We start from the raw sequence: 17,480 nt of genomic DNA, 5'->3' as shown, positions 1-17,480 counted from the left end.
TTCCTTGGGTAAACTAAAAAACCGGCTTTTTCCGAATTCCTCATTCCGATACCTTGGAAAAAAGGTCTGATAATAAGGTTCGACTTATGAATCTACGCAATCTAATTCTTATTTCGTTATTCTTCACGACACTTTCAGTTTCGACGGAGATTATCGCAGTCGGGGTGCAATGGGAATCTTCCGTAGAAAAAGCCTTCGCTAGAGCTAAACGAGAAGGAAAACCCATCTTCATAGATGTCTATGCCGATTGGTGCGGATATTGCAAAACCTTAAAAAAAGAAATCTATCCTAAAAAAGAAGTACAGGCCGAGTTGTCGCGCTTCGTACTACTTTCCCTAGACGGAGACAGATTCCCGAATTTAAAAAAAAAATACCAGGTCTCCGGATACCCCACCCTCCTATTCCTGGATCGAAACGGGAGTATAACCGAAAAAATTACCGGCATGCCGGATGCAAAAATGGTAGTAAAGACGCTTAAGAGCGCTTTTTCGAAACGCGATCAGGAAGGAAACCTCCTGGCCTCTTTAGAAAAGAATTCCGGAGATTCTAAATTACTTTTAAAAGTCGGAGAATATTATTTCGAAGCAAGAGAATATGCGAAGGCCGCGAATTACTTTTATAAGGCTTTCTCCTCCGATGATAAAGGCATTACCGAAAACCGACATAGAGCCTTATTCAATCTAGGCGTTACCTATTCCGAGATGGAGAATTATGAGAAAACCGTAAAAACATTCACTCTATATCTGGAAAAATATCCTCCGGGAACCGGATATGCCCAATCAGCTTTTTATTATAGAGGAATGGCTTTCAAGGAACTCGGCAAGAAGGATGAAGCCAAGCAGGACCTGACAAAAGCATTGGAACTTAGTTCCGATCCGAGCGAAAAGAAAGAACTGGAAGGCATTCTTAGAGCATTATAAATTCAGAAGACAGTAGCTGCTCGACGTTGAAAAAGTAATAGAGGCGGAGAAAAGATCTACTATAACACAAGAATCTTTTTCTATAACATGGAAACTACGTTTATCAATGTTCTGTCCTCAGTCTTCTGTCTTCCGTCCTCTGAAAGTCCTCTGTGAACTGGAGAGTAGAATTTACTTAAAAAACCCCGCCCTTTGGGTGGGGGCCGGAGCGGAGCGGCGGAAAAATTCCTCTACCACAAAACAATTCCCCTGACAAGAACTTTTCCAAAAAGAATTTAGTAGGAGCTCCCGCGCAGAGGTGAGGAAAGATCTAATATAACACAAGAATCTTCCCCTAGAACGTGGAAATTCCGCTCACCAATGCTCTGTCCTCTGTCCTCTGTCCTCTGTCCTCTGAATCGGTTGCTTCCCGATGGAAAAATACTGAAACCCTTCCTTTTTCAGAAGAGCAGGTCTATACTGATTTCTTCCGTCAAAGATAACCGATTGTTTTAGTAGCTGCTTCATCCGAGGAAAATCGGGCTCGCGAAATTCTCGCCATTCCGTCAAAAGGAGTAAGGCATCCGCTCCTTTTAGCGCGGAATAGGCATCTTCAGAATACTCGATCTTTCCCTTGAAATAATATTCCGAAGTCTCTTTGGCCACAGGATCGAATGCTTGGATCTTTGCACCTTCCGAATGTAACTTTAAAAGGAGAGGAATAGACGGAGCTTCCCTCATATCGTCCGTACCGGGCTTGAATGCAAGCCCCCAAACTGCGAACGTTTTACCTTTAACTTCGTCTTTTCCGAAGAAGGCCTCGATCTTTTCATACAACCGAATTTTTTGATCTTCGTTCACGGCTTCGACTTCTTGAATAATTCTTAACGGTTTTCCGAATTGTTCGGAGGTACGAATCAAAGCCCTAACGTCTTTCGGGAAACAGGAACCCCCGTAACCGATACCCGCGTATAAAAATTGGCGTCCGATGCGAGAATCGCTCCCCATTCCTTTTCGCACATCCTCGTAATCGGCCCCGACCGACTCGCATAAATTCGCGATCTCATTCGCAAAGGAAATCTTCGTGGCAAGAAACGCGTTGCATGCATATTTCGTCAACTCGGCCGAAACGGTCCCCATTCTTAAAATAGGGTTGCCGTTCAATACAAAGGGAGCATACAACTGCGCAACCAAATCTCCTGCGCGATCGTTATCCGCTCCTATCACGACTCGCTCCGGTCTCATAAAATCGTCGATGGCCGCCCCTTCCTTTAAAAATTCGGGATTGGATACCACATCGTATTCGTATTTAGTATGCTTACCGATAAACTCTTTTACCCTAGCAGCCGTACCTACCGGAACGGTGGATTTATCGACGATGACTTTGTATCCGTTAATCGATTTTCCGATCTCCTCCGCAACGGCAAAGACCGCAGAAAGATCGGCGGACCCGTCCGACGATGTTGGAGTTCCCACCGCGATAAAAATCAGATCCGACTTTTCAACTCCTTCCCTTAAGGAAGTCGAGAATTCTAGTCGCTTTTCTCTCCAATTGTTTTGAACGAGCTCGGATAAACCCGGTTCATAAATAGGAATAATGCCGTTTTTAAGATCTTCGATCTTTTTGGCATCCTTGTCCACGCAAATGACTTGGTTGCCGTATTCCGCAAAGCAAGCTCCCGCCACTAATCCGACGTAGCCGCTACCGATAACGCATACTTTCATACGAAGACCAGGTTAGGAAGCAAAGTCGAAGTGGGAAGGAATTTATCTAGGAATTCGGTCCTTTTTTCGTCTCTATTCCGACCGGAATCCAAGCGACTCCTTCGAACTTGGATATATCTAAACGTTCTAGTTCGAATTCCAAAATGCCGTCCTGCCAAAGATAAGATCCTTCCGCATGACTATCTCCGGAATGTAATGCAATGCCTAGGGAATATTTTCCTGCGGAAAAATTCAGAGGGAATGTGAACTTGGCGTGAATCCATTCGCCTGCGGCGACGCCGAATAATTCGCTACCTAAATGGAATGTATTCGTGCCGAAGGAACGAATACCTCGACTATCGTCGATATGAAATCCCACCGTCAAGCGTTTCAAATCCTCTTTGAATTTGGCCGAAACGAATAACTCCACGTTCGCGCCGACAGGTAATAAACTCGGATTGATCCGATTCCCGTGCGAAAGGCGAATTTGGACGGATTCTAGGATCGACTCCTGAGGAGCGAGTTGAGCTCCTTCTTCGGCGGAAAAGGCCGCAATAATCTGCATATACTCCCTGAACCCTTGGATAGGATCTCCGTCGTAAACTAATTTACCTTTTTCCAATATTATAATTCTAGTACATATAGACTTTAACAGTTCAAGATCATGGCTGACGATCAACGTGAGCGTTCCTTCCTCGGAGAATTTTCGGAACCGACTCAAGCATTTTTGTTGAAAGCTTGCATCCCCGACCGCCAGCGCTTCGTCCACGATTAGAATGTCCGGGCGCTTTGCGGTTGCCAAAGCAAAACCCAATCGCATCGTCATTCCAGATGAATAATTCTTTAAGGGATTCTTTTTGAATTCGCTAAGTCCGGAAAAACGAAAAATCTCGTCCATCGACGATTTCAATTCGGTCGGCTCCAAACCCCAAACGAGACCATTATAATAGAGATTTTCCTCCCCGGAAAGTTCCGGATTAAACCCTACGCCCAATTCTAAAATCGACCGGACCGTTCCTTTTTTTTCCAATCTCCCTGAATCCGGATGCGAAACACCGGTTAAAAGCTTAAGAAGGGTGGATTTGCCGGCGCCGTTCCGACCGATAATCCCTAAAATTTCCCCCTTATTCGCCTCGAAAGAAATTTCGTCTAACGCCTTATATTTGATATCGAAGCCGAAATACCCGAACGTAAGGGCATTCCAAAGTCTACGCCAGGGGCGACTGTAACCGGAATAAACCTTAGTAATGCCCCCTACTCGTATCAAAGGTGATCCAACACGACCTGATTTAATTTAGCGCGACTTAAAAAGAAAATTACGAAAAACAAAACTATAAATGGTACAAAATCCGTGAAGTTCGCCTTGGATTCGTAGTTAGATAATATGAAGGATCGAAAAAGTTCCAACGGAAAAAAAAACGGATTCCACACATTCAATTTTCCTAAAACTCCCGACGACTGGTATAGAACCGGCAATCCCCAAAAAAGGAATTGTGAACAAAGGCGAACAAGGGGAGAAATATCCCTTAAAATTATATTGATCCGAGCGAAATAATTGATCAGACAAGCAAGAAATAAACCGGTCGCGACGATCGTCAACGATCCGGGTAATAAGCCCGACCAATTTGCTTTCCCGAACCATAATAGAAAGACGATCACCGGCACGGCCGTAATCAGCCAATGTAATACGTACTGAAAAAAAGGAATCCATAGAAAAATTTCCGGACCCAAGGGAGATCGTTTGATCAGGTGTCGATTGTCGGTTAAAATTCCGGTACCGCGAATCAGGTATTCTTGTAAGGGAATCCAAAAAAGCAAACCGCTCAACACGTAAGAAAAATAATCGATCGGGTCTTCCCCGTTTGCACGAATTCCTATAAAGTAAAATACGACGGTATAAATCAGAATCAAACTCAGATTTTGCAAAAACATCCAAGTCAATCCTAAAGCCGATCCGGCATATTGAAGAGCATAATCCCTTCTTACCAGAACGATCAGAATTCGCATGTTTCGAAAAAATTTGGATTGGATCACCGAATACCTAAAAAAAGAAAAAGATTATTCTTCGTCTAGGCGAGTAGAATGTTTGCAAGAAAAGATCCCGTCAATTCCAAAAATCCAATGATCTAAAAGGTTCACATCGAGTTCCGAGAGAATGGAACCAAGACGAGTGTAGACTTCCCAATCTTCCCGACTCGGATCGGAGGTCATTCCGGGATGATTATGTGCGAGAATTGCTTCAGAGGCTTCGTCGTTAAGAATCAAACGAACCAAGTCACGCGGATGAACTCCGACTTCCTCTAGGCTTCCTTTGGAAACAATATCTGCACGGAGTAGATTTCCTGCCGGGGAAATTGTGGCCAATACAAAGCATTCTCTTCTCATGGGTAGAAATAAGGTTCGCATGTATCTGGACAAGGATACCGGATCGAAAATGGCGCCCTGTAGGGATTTGTATTTTAAGCGCCTTGCCAACTCCACCGCAGCCATTAATACGGATGCTTTCGCAGTTCCGAGACCGCTCACACGCAGATTGCGGGAAACATCTACAGAAAGAAGTCCACTCAATCCTTTCGTAACTCTCAGAATCTCTCGACTGAGATCCTCTATAGAACGATTGCGATCCCCTTTTCCCAAAAGGACTGCAATCAATTCCCAATCATCTAAGGAATCCGCCTCATACCTGATGCGTGTCCTAGGATCCGGGAGGGTTCCGTGAAACCGGTTCAGAGTCAGATCTTTCTTAGATTCTTTTTACTCAGCTCGGAAAGCGTTTCCGAAAACCAGTTCCCGTCTTGAACGAGATCACCTTGGAAGGATTCTTCCAAATAGTCCGCGAAGGTCTTTGAACCGGGCTCTATCGCTCGGCTCCTTTCCCTCCAGTCGAACCCGGCGCCCGTTAAACCCTTACGGTTTCTTTCATATGTTCCGGTATCTTGTAGAGATCGAATCATCATACTTTCTCTCCCTGTTTAGTTAGACGACATAAATTAAGAAAAACACACCTATAATCTACTAAACGGATAGATACATACTAAACTAAATTATAGTAGTCGTCAAGCGTTTACTAAAAATTTTCTATAGGCATTGCGGCCTTTCCAGACCCGCTCTCTTTCCTTATGAAACTAATTCTACGAAGAGACCGGACAAATGGAGCTTCCGAACGATAGAAAATTCGAAAAAAAGGCAATCCTTAGAATTTTCCGCGCGCCGAACGAAATTGCACACCCGTTTTTCCCATGCGCCGACTATTCTATTTCGGAACCCTGCTCTTCCCGATCAGCGCCTTTTCCTCTCCCTCTCTTCCTATAGAATGGATTGCACGTTCTTGGAATCAGGAGGGAGAGATTTCATTTTTAGGCCGCTGGGAATCCGGAACGAAAGCTAGCGGAGGAGCGTTATTGCAGGCGCCCTTCTCGGCCGGACAGAAAGGCGAGTTACGCCTTCTTGGAATTTGGCTGAATTCCCGGGATGTACATACTTCTCGGTCGGAGTCGGTCGGCGTCGGATATCGATCCCCTGCCTACGAATCGTTCAGAATAACGTTCCAGGTCGGCGGTTCCCGGGAGACTTACCACTCCGTTTTAAGATTTTCTAATAGATCCGGAAGTCTGGATTTCTTTCTTAGGAAAAGTTCCGAAGAAAGAGGATACGGTGGAATACTAAGAAGTACGTCGTCATCCAATACGCAGTTAAGTCTGAGTATCGAGTTAACTCAGGAGAAAGAAAGGGCTTCCGAAACAAGATTCACTATCGGCTTTGCCTGGAATTGGGAAGGAATAACCGGAGACATTCTTCTCCGAGAAGCGAGCGGTGAACTCGATGGAGCCGCATCTTTCGGAATTACGAAGGAATTTTTTAAAAAACGGGAAGCGTCCGACAAGCCGTCGATACCGATCGAACCGTCCGAAAGGAAACGCATTTCCCTTTCCCCTCTAACGGTCGATGAACTCGTAAAGGCCGGATTTTCGATAACCGATGCGTTGCGGATTTCCGAATGGTCCCGCTTGGATGAACGGACGTTTCGAAATAAGATAAACTCGTTAGCGTCCGCCGAGCAAAAGAAAATCTTTCGTTTGCTTTTTCGGAAAAACCAAAAATTGGACGACCGGCATTGAAGGTCGGTCCATTTCTCGTATTCTGCCTGGCTACAATCGCAGAGATTCAAGCCAAGGAAAATGAAATGCCGCTTCTTTCCTCAGGCGGCTCCTTCTCTACCTATGAGTCCCGTTTTTACAGAAACTCCCACGATACGATCTGGCTTCGTGGAGATTTTTGCGGCTCGGTAAATCTCTTCTCGCTACGGGAAAAAGAAAACTGCCTAAACTCGAAGATCTTTTTGGAAAAGCGAAACGAGAGTTTATTAAGCTCGGTCGCATTCGAAACGAATCGCTTGTATCTTTCCTACGGAAACAGATTCAAGCCTTCTCGGCATTTTTTCTTTTTACGAGATACGTTCGAATTTTCCTCGTTCCCGTTTTTGGAACAGCCATCCCTTCGCTCCGCCTTTGCAGGAACCTATATCGGACCATCATTCTTTAGCCTATATTACTCGGAACGAGGAGCTTCGAAAAGACCGGGCATCTTCGTTAAACCGTTTCAGGAGTATCTTGAGCTAGCTTATTCTCCCGAATCTAAAGAGGGTTTTCTTTTGCTGGAGATTCCTTCGTACAAGTCAAGAGAACTACGGAAGAGTCCGTTCCGGTTACGACTGGAAGCGTTCGGACCCAAGGAAAATCCATCCGGAATTTTTTCACTCTATTGGCAGGATGCCGAATCGAATCAGAGATTCCTTGTTGGAGGTTACCAAGGGAAATCCTCGCAATTATTCAGTTTATCCTCGTCACCGGAGTATAGGGATCGTGCGCGGTTCCTTAGGGTTCTCTGGGAACCGGGACTTTATACTCGACTGGCGGCGGTACAATTCGAACGATTCGATATTCCGATTGAAAACGAAATCGGTAACCTGCATTCCAAAGCGATTTGGGGAAGAATCGCTTTTTTCCAAACCGGTTGGGGAGCAGCACTCGCGCAAATTAGGACTTATAAATTCGAAAATTCTAATGTATGGACTAGCGGAAGAGGATTGTACTACGCTTTTCAAAAAAAAGGTTGGATATGGGAAATCGGTCAGGAATGGAGAAAAAACGGAGATCGTATAGCGGAAGCTACGATGCATCTAACCTTCTTCGAGAACTGGAAACTTCAGTCTTCGCTTTTATTCGCAAAAGAAGGAAATCGACTTCCCGCCTTTGCGGAAGAATCCCTTACACCGGAAGAGACAGGTCTGCGGGTCGTGGATAAATCCGTTTATTTATTTTTACGGATCCATCATCCGTATTTTGCGGTTACCCTTCGGCATTCTCGGGGAGGAGAAGCGAAGGGGGACAGTGTTAGCGCGAGATTTCAAATTTTTCTACCTTTATTAGAAAAATAGAAATCAATGACCGGATCTAGTTTAATCCAATTTTACGCGAAAATCCTGCAGAAGGTGTATCAGGAAGGTGATTAAACCGGAAAATATATAGAGGAAAATAAGACCGTAAATCAACCAGGGCCAACGATTGAATCCGACGAATACGAGCAAAATTGCGGCGGCGAGAAGCATCAAGGCGGCCTTTCCCGGGGTTAACTTGGATCGAATCGCTACCTGTGGCTTGCCGTATCGAACGTTGGATACCATTAATATCGCGATCAGCAAAAACAAGGGAATCGTAATCCAATGGGGGATATTATCTCGATTGAGAAAGATGGGCAGGAATCCGATCGTCACTCCTGCCACCGGAGAAGGCAATCCGGTAAAAGACCCGGGGTCGTGGGCGACATTGAATCTAGCGAGACGATAAGCCGCACAGATCGGGAACACCGCAGCCAAAAGCATTCCGATGGGGAAGAGATCCTCTTTACCGAATACGTCGATTTTATATTCGCTTAAAACCATATTATAAAAAAGGAATCCAGGTGCGATACCGAAGGCGGTAAGATCGGCCAAACTATCCAGATCTGCTCCCAATTCGCTCGTGGCATCCAGAGCTCGGGCGACCATACCGTCGAGGCCGTCGCATATGGCGGCTAAAAGTATAAAAAAGCCGCTTAAGATATATGCCTGGGGACCGTTCCCAGCGGCTTCCGCCGCAATGAGAATGGAAACAAATCCCATGGTCAAATTTCCGAGAGTGATCGTGTTCGGGATCCAACTTAGCCTACGGTTCATACGTACGTCTCCTGTCTCACGGGACTAACCGTGAACTCTAAACTTTTAGAATAGCCTTTTTGAAATAAATAATAACCTAGAGCCGCTACCATCGCTCCATTATCCGTGCAGTAGATCTTTTTCCGGGGAGAAAAAAATTCCAGGGAATTTTTTTCAGCCAGGCTCTCCAGTCGAAGTTTGAGCGTCGTGTTCGCCAAGACGCCTCCTGCGGCCAGAACTCTCTTGATTCCCGTAATTTCCACGGCCCGCTTAATATTTCGCTCCACTAATTCAAACGCAGTCTTTTGAAAATGATAGCAGACTTTGGAAATCGCTAGATCGGGTTGCTTCGCAATCAAATGTGCCACGGCCGTTTTCAAACCCGAAAACGAAAAAGCGACCCGAGAATGTTCCAAATTTCGTAATAAAGGCGGAAGTAAATCCTTCTCTCCTTTTTCGGGCCGGTAAGAGGAGGCATATTCCTCTATGATCGGCCCTCCAGGATACGGCAACCCGAGTAACCCGGCCACCTTATCAAATGCCTCGCCTAACGCGTCGTCCATCGTATCACCGATCGTTTCCATTCTGCCAAACTCGGAAATGCGATACATTGCGGAATTCCCGCCGGAAAGAAGTAAGCCTAGGCTCGGAAAAATCGGTTCGATTCCTTCCAATTGAAGAACGGCGAAATGAGCCTGTAAATGACAAAGAGGGATAATGGGAGTATTATAAACCGCGTGAATACAACGTGCCAATTGGGCGCCGATCATTAGAGAACCGGTTAATCCCGGCGACCGAGTGACCGCAACGTAACTCAAATCCTTGAGTTCAAGACCGGATTCTTCCAGAACTTCCGAAAGCAAAACATTGATTTTTTCCAGATGTGCGCGGGATGCTATTTCGGGAACGATTCCGCGAAACGGTTTATGCAGATCGATTTGACTAAAAATTTTTAAGGACAAAAGTTCGCGTCCGTCCTTGACGATTCCTAGACTAGTTTCGTCGCAACTGCTTTCTATTCCGAGCCCGATCATTTGCGTGGATTAGGATTTTTTTTCCGAAAGTATCTCGATCGCTTTACGAAGTTGCGGATCCAGGTCTAAATCCGTACTCGTCCTTTCCTTTTCGGATTGAGTGCGATTCTTAAAAAGAATACGAGCCACGTCCGAGGAAAGCTTGATTCCATGCTCTTTCAAAGACTTTTCGAACGATTGAAAATTTTGTTCGCTATAATCCGGAAATTTTAAGATTAACTGATCTAGAAGTTTCTTTTCTCCCATCTTCCGAAGATAAAACCGATCGTCTTCCGTAGGTTCGATCGCCTTTACGACGATATCAGGTTGGATTCCTTTTCCATGCAAAGAACGACCCGACGGTGTATAGTATTTTTGGACGGTGAGTTTTACCGCATTACCGTAGGAAAGCGAATACACGAACTGAACCGAACCCTTCCCGTAAGAAGTTGTCCCTAAAATTTTCGCCCTCCCATGATCCTGCATGGCCCCCGCAAAAATTTCGGACGCGGAAGCGGAGCCTTCGTTAATCAGAACTACCATCGGAATCTTAGTGAATTTATCGGGAGAACTGGATGATTTTGCCGTATCCGCTAATTCCCCGCCTCTACCCTTCACCGAAACGATATCCAAACCGGGTGGAAGAAAAAGGTCCGAAAGCGCCGACGCCAGAGGCAAAAGGCCCCCCGGGTTCATCCGCAGATCCACGACGAGTCCTTCCGCTTTCTTATCCGCAAGAGCTTTCAGTTGCTTCTTAAATTCGTCCTGGGTATTCTCACCCATAAATTGGTTTAAGCGGATATATCCCACTTTTTCCTTGTTGAAGAAGTGGGATCGAACGTAGCGAATTTGAATCGTCTCCCGAACTAATGTAAGCTGAATCGGCTCCTTCTGATTCTTACGTTCTAACTTGATCGATACCGAGGAACCGGGCTTACCTCTCATAAGTTTAATCCCGTCGGAATACCCTAGATTCGCCGTGCTTCTTCCGTCGATCTCGATGATTCTATCTTGGGGTAATATCCCTGCGCGCATAGCCGGGGTATCTTCAATGGGAGAAACAACCACGATGGCTCCGTCTGCAAAAGCGACTTCCATTCCGAGACCGCCAAAGCTTCCTCGAGTTTCCTCCTTCATTTGTCTATATTCTTCCTCATCTAGGAAGGTGGAATGTGGATCACCTAAGGACGCGATGAGGCCTTTGATCGCCCCTATAAAAACTTTTTCTTCGTCGACGGGTTCTACATACCCGTTTTGTACCAGTCCTAAGACTTCGTGAAATAATTGTAGGTATTTCTCGGAGGTTTCCGAGATCGCCTTCACCGGAGTCGGACGAAACAGTAAGGCAAAAAGCAAGACCAGTACGACGCCGGCCCAAGCCAGCCTTTCTTTAGTTTTCATAAGACTTGACCAGGCTGGAATAAATCTGCGGGTTTTTGACTTTCAAAATATTTAAAACGGCGTCAGAGTCGAGCATATAGCGTTCACATGCCGTTAAAAAAATCCGTTTATCGTTCGGTACGGGCTTTTCGGATAGGGAGGATAATCGTTCGCCGAATCTTGCCTCCGCAAGATAATCCAGAACCAATTTTAATTCTGCATCTCCGATTTCTTTCTTGGGAGAAGCGCAAAATGCGAGTAGGAAAAAGAGGAGGGAAACCGCGAATTTGCGGTACACTGACGGGGAATTCACTCTTTCAGAATTTTTTTCCCGTCAGAAGAAAGTGTCAACCAGGAATTCTTTCCTAAATCAATACACCCGATAAAGTCCGATGAGTTTGCCGATGATCACGGCTTTCTTGGTTTTAATGGGCTTGTACTTTGCATTCCTGGCTTCGAGGCGAACGTGGTCCGCCTCCTTATAATAGACTTTAAGTGTCGCCTCATCGTCAATTAGGGCGACCACGATCTCTCCGTTACGAGCTATATCCCGTTTCTGGATAATAGCAATGTCCCCGTCGCTGATTCCGGCTTCCACCATGGAATCGCCTTGCACTTTTAGAGCGAAAGTCATTCCTTTGGACGCGAGTTCTTCAGGGACAGGAATGTACGATTCGATATTTTCTTCGGCTAAAATCGGAAGTCCGGCCGCCACCCTCCCGATTAAGGGAATACTAGGAGTCGGCACATTAAGAGCTTCGAATGGACTCTGCCTCATCAATTCGATCGCCCTCGATTGGTTCTTCGAAGTCTTTAGATATCCCTTCTTTTCAATCGCTTTAAGGTGATCGTAAGCGCCTTTGGCAGTAATACCAAATTCATCTCCGATTTCCCGGATTGTAGGAGGAAACCCACGTTCTTTGATTACGTTTGTGATAAAATGGAGTACTGCGAGTTGCTTTTCCGTCAAATCCTTCATGCTTAACAAGTTATTAGTGAATGGATGTTGTGCAAGTACTTTTTTGGGGTACAGAGGACAGAAGACTGAAGACAGATGCGCTCGCTTTGCTCGCGCTAGACAGAAGCTGCTAGAGGTTGGGAAGGCAGCTGGAGTAGGGGAAGATCCACTATAACGCAAGAATCTTTCTCGGGAAGATGGAAACCCTGCTCATCAATGTTCTGTCCTCAGTCTTCTGTCTTCCGTCCTCTGAAAGTCCTCTGTCCTCTCAATACTTGAGATACTCGCTTTTTAATACGAAAGAACCTTTTGAAACGACTTGTATTCCATCCTGCAATCCGCTTAGGATAATCACATCTTCACCGATCGTATCCCCAGTGACAACGTCCATCGCTTCGAACCTGCCGTCCTCATGATAAACGAATACGACCGACCTACCTTCGATTTCATGGACTGCTTCCAAAGGCAACGTTTTTCGTTTTCCATCCCCCTTGCTGACAACCAATCCGGCCACTTTAGCGGTAACCGTTTGCCCCGGCTTCAACTTGCCTCCCCGATTCGATACCATGATTCGAATTTTGGCGGTTCGCTTAACACTATCCAAAATCGCCCCCACATAGGCTACTCGACCCTGTATTTTGGTGCTTTCTTCGTTTCCGAACGGATAAATGGTGGCCTGAGCGCCCTCTCTCACTCCTTCAAGATCCTTTTCATAAACGTCCAAAAGGACCCAAAGGTTATTTAAATTCGCCACGGTAAATAGCTCTTCGTTCCTCGAAGTTTGCTGTCCGATAATCGCTTTTCTTTCGGTGACTTCTCCGTTAATCGGACTTCTCAAAACCAGATTAGAGGAAACATACACTCCTCTCTCGATTCCTTCGATTTCGGAAGAAGTCAACCCGTAGTTTTCCAATTTAATGCGAGTCGTTTCCACTTCGGTCTTGGCCGTCTTATATTGCATGGTGGCAAGCTCGTACTCCTTAGCGGATGTGACTTTCATTTCAAAGAGCTCTTTAGCCCTGTCTGCCTGGAGTTTTAAGGCTTCCAACGAGGCTCTCGCTTTCACGTAGGCGGCTTCAACTTCGCCTAATTGTACGGAGGAAAGAATTGCAAGGGGAGAACCTTGATTCACTCGATCCCCTTCGCGGACGAGCACCTTCTTGATCTTAGCTTCCACCGTGGAGCCGACCCTAGCCATACTTTCGGGATCGTAGGTGATCCGACCCGGTAAAGCAAGTTCCTCGAATTGGGAAACTTCTTTTAGGCTAACAAATGTTAAAGGATGTCGCTTTAAAATTTCCTCAGGCACGGTAAAAAAATTACGGGATACTTCCGTCATTTTTTTATCCGATTTCTTTTTATAATATTGTTTATAACCGTACGCCGCACCCGAAACGAGAACGACCAGAAAAATAAGGAGTTTATATCGTTGTAAAATAACTTTCATCGCTCGTCTCCTTTGCTTTGCACGCTGGATTTAATATCGGAATTTTTTCCGGTCGCGGCCTTAAAGGCTTCTACGGCATTGAAATAAAGATAAAGAAGATCGTAATATTCCCGAAGAATGATAAGATAATTTTTTTCCGCCTGAAGGAACGTCACCTGATCGGATGCGCCTCGCACATAGGCGATCCTGGATTTCTCCTCTAATTGTTTATTTTTTTGTAATAAATTAATCCGTTCGTATTTAGTGAGCAATTCTTCCCTAGCGAGTAGTTCCTTTTTAGCGGCTTCGATCTCGGCGTCGACTTCCCTTTTTTTGGCGTCCAGCGCCAGTTCGAACTTGCGATATTCTTCCTTTGCGGCGAATACTTTCCCCTGACCTTGGTCGTTCATAGGGATCGGAATCGTAGCGAACACTCCTCCGTAATTCTCGCCTCCCTTGATCCGCCATTCTCCGCCGACCTGAAGCCAGCCCAGGGCCTCTTTTCTCTGGAGTTCGATATTCATCTTCTTTTCTTGAAGCCTTTGTTCCAAAGCGACGATATCAGGGCGATCGCTCGAGATATATTCCTCCCGCAAATGAAGCCCCAGTTCTTCCAGGGATTTAAACCGCATGGAATCCACTTTAAACGCAAAGACGCCCTCTTTTTCGGAGAGTCCGCTCAGAATTCGCAGATCCTTTTCGATCGATTGCCTGCGTACGATCGCATCCCGGTAATATTTCTCCACCTGGATTCTTTCCAATTCTAGCCGTTCGAATTCCAACGGAGAAATATCTCCTTTCTGAACTCGAAATTTCGTGAGCTCCAATAAGTCGCTATAATTCTCGTAAAATTCTTTGTTGGTATCGACGAGAAGAGTGAGAAAAACGAAAGCCCAGTAATTTTGCCGGAGACGCATTCTGAAAACCCGGTCGAAGTTCTTAAAATCGGCAATCGAAGCTTCGAAAGATTTCTTAGCGACTCTAGTTCTTAGCGGGACCACCCCATAAACGTCCAAATCCTGATAAAGAGCGGGTGCAGTCTCGGGACTACCGCCCTGAGTATTCGGGTTTCCGCCGATGAATTGTTGCTGGAATTGTAATATAGGATTCCGGTATAAGGAGGCGGTAATCACCGCGCCTCGGGAAATTCCCATATTTTGCCGTTCCGAAAGATAAAGAGGATTATTGGAAACGGCATATTCCGTTAATCGATCGATGTCCCAATCGATCAGCCGGATGGAATTTCTTTGGAAATCTGCAGGAGTTTCCGAAACGGAGACGGGATTGAACTTCGGAATTGAGATTCCTTTTTTTTCCTCCGAAGAAGTTTCAAAGGGAATCGTTTCCGGCACGAGAAGCCCCGCCGAAGTCGGCAGAAGAAAAAGAGTCGGCACGAGTAGGATGCCGGCGACGGACATCGCCCTATGTCGGGCATTCAAGATGCGATTCTTATGTTGTATTAACAATGACTTGGATCGCATTCTCCGACCTTATTTACTATTCCTGCATTTCCTGTCGTTGCCCGCAAGTAGGTTTGTCTTTGCCGATTGCTAGAATAGCCGATGAACGTACCATTTTCCGCGCAACTTGCTAAAGTAAGGATTTATGAGTTCCGATTCCAACTTTCGATTTTCCTTAAATCGAAGTTTTACTTCGCATGCATAAGGGGTTTCGAAGTAAAAGTCTGCTTCGATTCCTTTCGAAGAAAGTAAAAGATCTCGGACCGTTCTGACATTCGAGTTTTTCTTTGCCTTCTCTAAAGCGTCCCGATCAAAAAAATAAGTTCGGAAATAATTGTCCTCCAAGGAAAGTTCCTCGGCCAACTGCTTTCGACTCCAATGGCCTTTCATATCCAGATAGATCCCTTCTTCTTCCGAAACTAAATTCGGTAAAAAACTCAGATCCTGTTGAACGGTTCCTGCTATAAGTTTTCGCAAAATAGATAAAATTTCATCACTATCTTTCGAATATTCGCCGGTATGGCCGGCTAGGAAAATTTTGGATTTCTCGACGGAAGGACTACTCTCAACGACAGAGCTACGCACTATCCCTTCTTTCGAACAGTTCAGAATTGAAACCAGACCGACAAGGATTGCCGCAAAAAAAATAGGTTCTCGTTTGAACCGACCGGTTAGGCTTCGCAGTAATCTATCAGTGTTCAAAGTATCTTTCTCCTTCCTTCGATTTTAGAAACCTTCTTTGAAACCGAGAACAAGTATGTAGAAAATATAATGCAAGCGACGATCGTATAGAAAAAAGCGTAGAGATTAGAACCGGTTTCCGCCGCCGTGGTTCCGATTTACACGGGGGTTTTCAAGGCTTTTTTCAGAAGCTCCTCTAGATCTCTTCCGTAGAGAACGGAGAGTCGTGCCGAATTATCCGCCAAAAAACGTCTCGCGCCATCGGTAAATTCCGCATCACCCACGATAAACGCCTTGTCCAAGCCTAGATCCTTTACTTGACTCAATGTATCTCTGAGAAAAATATCCGACACTTTTGCGTCCTTCCATCTTCGGAATTTGAACAGGGCCCGGGTTTCCTTATCCGACTTACTTAAGCCCATAAAATTCAAGCCGTCTCCTTCTTTATTCGGGATCTCTCGACTAATCGTATAGTTTAAGGCGAGTACTACTTTAACGCATAGATTCTTGAATTCCACTCCCTTGAGACTGCGGAAATGATCCAAGGCGCTTACGCCGATCTTATTGATGTCGACGATGATTTTGCCGCCCTCTTCATCAATGATCCCTTTGATATGGAACGACTTGGAAGATTTTAATCCCGAGATTTCGTAATATCGTTCCACGGGAAAAAGTTCGGGGAAGAGTCTGCCAATCTCTTCCTCGGGGGTGTAACCGCTCTTGGCAGGTTTGCCCGCTTCCAGACGCTTTGTTTCCAATTGATACTTATAGTTTGCCAGCTCTATGATTCTGTTGTCGTCGACCCTCTCCGACTCGGCCTCGATAAGGTACTCGCTGGCGTCTTCCAGACGGCCCATTTTGACTGCAATTAAGGCGAAATGGAAATCGGAATCGATCAACTCCTGTTTCCAACCGTTATTTCTGGCGATCTCCATACAAAGCCGCGAATGCTTGAGAGCCTCGTTCAGATCTCCCTTTTGCAAAAACTCTAACATTATGAATTGGAATAATGTGAATCGAACGTATTCGTCCGCAACTAGATCGACCACGGAATTAGCGATTCTTATCGCTTCGTCGTGCTCACCCGAGCGAGCAAGAGTTAAGGAATACAGAAATCCCGCGACCGCCGAACTCGGTTCTTGGTCGAAGGCCTGCTTGAAGTAATGCTTAGCATCCCCTTTTCTTAAGATTGCGGCGACGACCCCTTTCGCGATAAACAAGGCGGTCATTTTCACCTTATCATCCGGAACCCGCGAAAGAAATTTATCTGCGATCCCGAACTCTTTTTGACCTAAAGCCATAAAGGCAATCCTTATATTCGCCTCCAGGTTTTCCGGATCCGAAGATAAGGTATCCACGTAATGAAACACGGCCTCTTCGAATAGGTCTTGCTGATAGTAAATATCCGCGATCCGATTCGAAACCGCAACTTCCGAAATATCCTTATCGTACGTCCCGATTTTCTTAATTTTTTCCAAATGCCTCGCTTCGTTGACATGATCCCCTTCCATCGCGTAAATCTTAGCCATAATATAATGAGCCCTCACGTTCGAGGGATTCACGTCCAAAATGTCTCGGATTAAAATTCGGGAATCCACGTAATTCCCCATAGCAGCAAGGGCCAGGGCCTTTTCAAACGAGTCCTTCTTGGACTGGATCAAAAAGGACCCCGCTGCTACGATCAGGATGATTCCTGCTGCGATAAGAATTACAAAGATCATGTTTCGGAATTTCTATTATTTACCAAATAAATGTTGGATAAAATC

17 protein-coding genes are annotated in these 17,480 nt (G+C 45.5%); 3 read left to right on the top strand and 14 right to left on the bottom strand.

The window, feature by feature from the left end; genetic code table 11:
* Positions 1 to 86 precede the first annotated feature (86 nt).
* Positions 87 to 920: a thioredoxin family protein gene (locus LEP1GSC047_RS01345; RefSeq protein ID WP_020988044.1), complete on the top strand. Its 834-nt coding sequence runs from the start codon at positions 87 to 89 to the stop codon at positions 918 to 920.
* A gap of 354 nt (positions 921 to 1,274) precedes the next feature.
* Here LEP1GSC047_RS01345 and LEP1GSC047_RS01340 read toward each other — a convergent pair whose 3' ends face one another.
* Genes LEP1GSC047_RS01340 through LEP1GSC047_RS01320 form a run of 5 tightly spaced genes read right to left on the bottom strand, consistent with a single transcriptional unit; the run spans position 1,275 to position 5,560 of the window.
* Positions 1,275 to 2,624, bottom strand: coding sequence for a UDP-glucose dehydrogenase family protein (locus tag LEP1GSC047_RS01340; RefSeq protein WP_010412662.1), 1,350 nt, complete (start codon positions 2,622 to 2,624; stop codon positions 1,275 to 1,277).
* Positions 2,625 to 2,670: 46 nt separating this feature from the next.
* Positions 2,671 to 3,870 carry an ABC transporter ATP-binding protein gene (locus tag LEP1GSC047_RS01335; protein WP_010412665.1) on the bottom strand — a complete coding sequence of 400 codons (1,200 nt, stop codon included), beginning with the start codon at positions 3,868 to 3,870 and terminating at the stop codon, positions 2,671 to 2,673.
* Entirely contained in the window at positions 3,867 to 4,610 is a 744-nt protein-coding gene (locus LEP1GSC047_RS01330) for an ABC transporter permease (RefSeq protein ID WP_039933886.1), read from the bottom strand. The genes LEP1GSC047_RS01335 and LEP1GSC047_RS01330 overlap by 4 nt, the downstream gene beginning before the upstream one ends.
* Before the next feature lie 51 nt (positions 4,611 to 4,661).
* The gene (locus LEP1GSC047_RS01325) at positions 4,662 to 5,339 is read right to left on the bottom strand and encodes a JAB domain-containing protein (protein ID WP_039933785.1); all 678 of its coding nucleotides are present in this window, start codon (positions 5,337 to 5,339) and stop codon (positions 4,662 to 4,664) included.
* On the bottom strand, positions 5,336 to 5,560 hold the full coding sequence (locus LEP1GSC047_RS01320; protein ID WP_010412674.1) for an LIC12298 family protein: 225 nt from the start codon (positions 5,558 to 5,560) through the stop codon (positions 5,336 to 5,338). The genes LEP1GSC047_RS01325 and LEP1GSC047_RS01320 overlap by 4 nt, the downstream gene beginning before the upstream one ends.
* Before the next feature lie 282 nt (positions 5,561 to 5,842).
* On the opposite strand from LEP1GSC047_RS01320, the gene LEP1GSC047_RS01315 reads away from it, so the two are divergent.
* Positions 5,843 to 6,721: a hypothetical protein gene (locus LEP1GSC047_RS01315; protein WP_010412676.1), complete on the top strand. Its 879-nt coding sequence runs from the start codon at positions 5,843 to 5,845 to the stop codon at positions 6,719 to 6,721.
* A gap of 65 nt (positions 6,722 to 6,786) precedes the next feature.
* Positions 6,787 to 8,040 carry a hypothetical protein gene (locus tag LEP1GSC047_RS01310; RefSeq protein ID WP_020988080.1) on the top strand — a complete coding sequence of 418 codons (1,254 nt, stop codon included), beginning with the start codon at positions 6,787 to 6,789 and terminating at the stop codon, positions 8,038 to 8,040.
* A 21-nt stretch (positions 8,041 to 8,061) separates the two neighbouring features.
* Here the strand turns inward: LEP1GSC047_RS01310 and pssA are convergent, their stop codons facing one another.
* From pssA to LEP1GSC047_RS01265, 9 genes are all read right to left on the bottom strand, one after another.
* Complete coding sequence (gene pssA / locus LEP1GSC047_RS01305; RefSeq protein WP_010412684.1) at positions 8,062 to 8,817, bottom strand: CDP-diacylglycerol--serine O-phosphatidyltransferase; 756 nt, start codon at positions 8,815 to 8,817, stop codon at positions 8,062 to 8,064.
* Positions 8,814 to 9,830 carry a tRNA (adenosine(37)-N6)-threonylcarbamoyltransferase complex transferase subunit TsaD gene (gene tsaD, locus LEP1GSC047_RS01300; RefSeq protein ID WP_010412687.1) on the bottom strand — a complete coding sequence of 339 codons (1,017 nt, stop codon included), beginning with the start codon at positions 9,828 to 9,830 and terminating at the stop codon, positions 8,814 to 8,816. The genes pssA and tsaD overlap by 4 nt, the downstream gene beginning before the upstream one ends.
* A 9-nt stretch (positions 9,831 to 9,839) precedes the next feature.
* Positions 9,840 to 11,210 carry a S41 family peptidase gene (locus tag LEP1GSC047_RS01295; RefSeq protein WP_020988100.1) on the bottom strand — a complete coding sequence of 457 codons (1,371 nt, stop codon included), beginning with the start codon at positions 11,208 to 11,210 and terminating at the stop codon, positions 9,840 to 9,842.
* Entirely contained in the window at positions 11,200 to 11,502 is a 303-nt protein-coding gene (locus tag LEP1GSC047_RS01290) for an LA_1448 family UV-C exposure upregulated protein (protein ID WP_010412691.1), read from the bottom strand. The genes LEP1GSC047_RS01295 and LEP1GSC047_RS01290 overlap by 11 nt, the downstream gene beginning before the upstream one ends.
* 57 nt (positions 11,503 to 11,559) lie before the next feature.
* Positions 11,560 to 12,168, bottom strand: a complete 609-nt coding sequence (lexA, locus tag LEP1GSC047_RS01285) for a transcriptional repressor LexA (RefSeq protein WP_010412693.1) — start codon at positions 12,166 to 12,168, stop codon at positions 11,560 to 11,562.
* Between the two features lie 247 nt (positions 12,169 to 12,415).
* Complete coding sequence (locus LEP1GSC047_RS01280) at positions 12,416 to 13,594, bottom strand: efflux RND transporter periplasmic adaptor subunit (RefSeq protein ID WP_010412695.1); 1,179 nt, start codon at positions 13,592 to 13,594, stop codon at positions 12,416 to 12,418.
* Positions 13,591 to 14,991: a TolC family protein gene (locus LEP1GSC047_RS01275; protein ID WP_020988050.1), complete on the bottom strand. Its 1,401-nt coding sequence runs from the start codon at positions 14,989 to 14,991 to the stop codon at positions 13,591 to 13,593. The genes LEP1GSC047_RS01280 and LEP1GSC047_RS01275 overlap by 4 nt, the downstream gene beginning before the upstream one ends.
* A 132-nt stretch (positions 14,992 to 15,123) precedes the next feature.
* Positions 15,124 to 15,735 (bottom strand): hypothetical protein, encoded by a 612-nt coding sequence (locus tag LEP1GSC047_RS01270; RefSeq protein WP_010412704.1) that lies wholly within the window; start codon positions 15,733 to 15,735, stop codon positions 15,124 to 15,126.
* A gap of 137 nt (positions 15,736 to 15,872) precedes the next feature.
* Positions 15,873 to 17,435: a tetratricopeptide repeat protein gene (locus LEP1GSC047_RS01265; protein WP_010412708.1), complete on the bottom strand. Its 1,563-nt coding sequence runs from the start codon at positions 17,433 to 17,435 to the stop codon at positions 15,873 to 15,875.
* Positions 17,436 to 17,480: the final 45 nt, after the last annotated feature.

Origin of the sequence: Leptospira inadai serovar Lyme str. 10, assembly GCF_000243675.2 — a bacterium.
GTDB classification, from domain to species: domain Bacteria; phylum Spirochaetota; class Leptospiria; order Leptospirales; family Leptospiraceae; genus Leptospira_B; species Leptospira_B inadai.
The sequence above is the reverse complement of the archived record's forward strand: the minus strand, read 5'-3'. Positions and strand labels throughout refer to the sequence as shown.

Coding starts and splice junctions, on each gene's coding strand:
- LEP1GSC047_RS01345 (WP_020988044.1), top strand. CDS start 87: ATGAATCTACGCAATCTAATTCTTATTTCGTTATTCTTCACGACACTT.
- LEP1GSC047_RS01340 (WP_010412662.1), bottom strand. CDS start 2,624: ATGAAAGTATGCGTTATCGGTAGCGGCTACGTCGGATTAGTGGCGGGA.
- LEP1GSC047_RS01330 (WP_039933886.1), bottom strand. CDS start 4,610: ATGCGAATTCTGATCGTTCTGGTAAGAAGGGATTATGCTCTTCAATAT.
- LEP1GSC047_RS01320 (WP_010412674.1), bottom strand. CDS start 5,560: ATGATGATTCGATCTCTACAAGATACCGGAACATATGAAAGAAACCGT.
- LEP1GSC047_RS01315 (WP_010412676.1), top strand. CDS start 5,843: ATGCGCCGACTATTCTATTTCGGAACCCTGCTCTTCCCGATCAGCGCC.
- LEP1GSC047_RS01310 (WP_020988080.1), top strand. CDS start 6,787: ATGCCGCTTCTTTCCTCAGGCGGCTCCTTCTCTACCTATGAGTCCCGT.
- pssA (WP_010412684.1), bottom strand. CDS start 8,817: ATGAACCGTAGGCTAAGTTGGATCCCGAACACGATCACTCTCGGAAAT.
- tsaD (WP_010412687.1), bottom strand. CDS start 9,830: ATGATCGGGCTCGGAATAGAAAGCAGTTGCGACGAAACTAGTCTAGGA.
- LEP1GSC047_RS01295 (WP_020988100.1), bottom strand. CDS start 11,210: ATGAAAACTAAAGAAAGGCTGGCTTGGGCCGGCGTCGTACTGGTCTTG.
- lexA (WP_010412693.1), bottom strand. CDS start 12,168: ATGAAGGATTTGACGGAAAAGCAACTCGCAGTACTCCATTTTATCACA.
- LEP1GSC047_RS01280 (WP_010412695.1), bottom strand. CDS start 13,594: ATGAAAGTTATTTTACAACGATATAAACTCCTTATTTTTCTGGTCGTT.
- LEP1GSC047_RS01275 (WP_020988050.1), bottom strand. CDS start 14,991: ATGTCCGTCGCCGGCATCCTACTCGTGCCGACTCTTTTTCTTCTGCCG.
- LEP1GSC047_RS01265 (WP_010412708.1), bottom strand. CDS start 17,435: ATGATCTTTGTAATTCTTATCGCAGCAGGAATCATCCTGATCGTAGCA.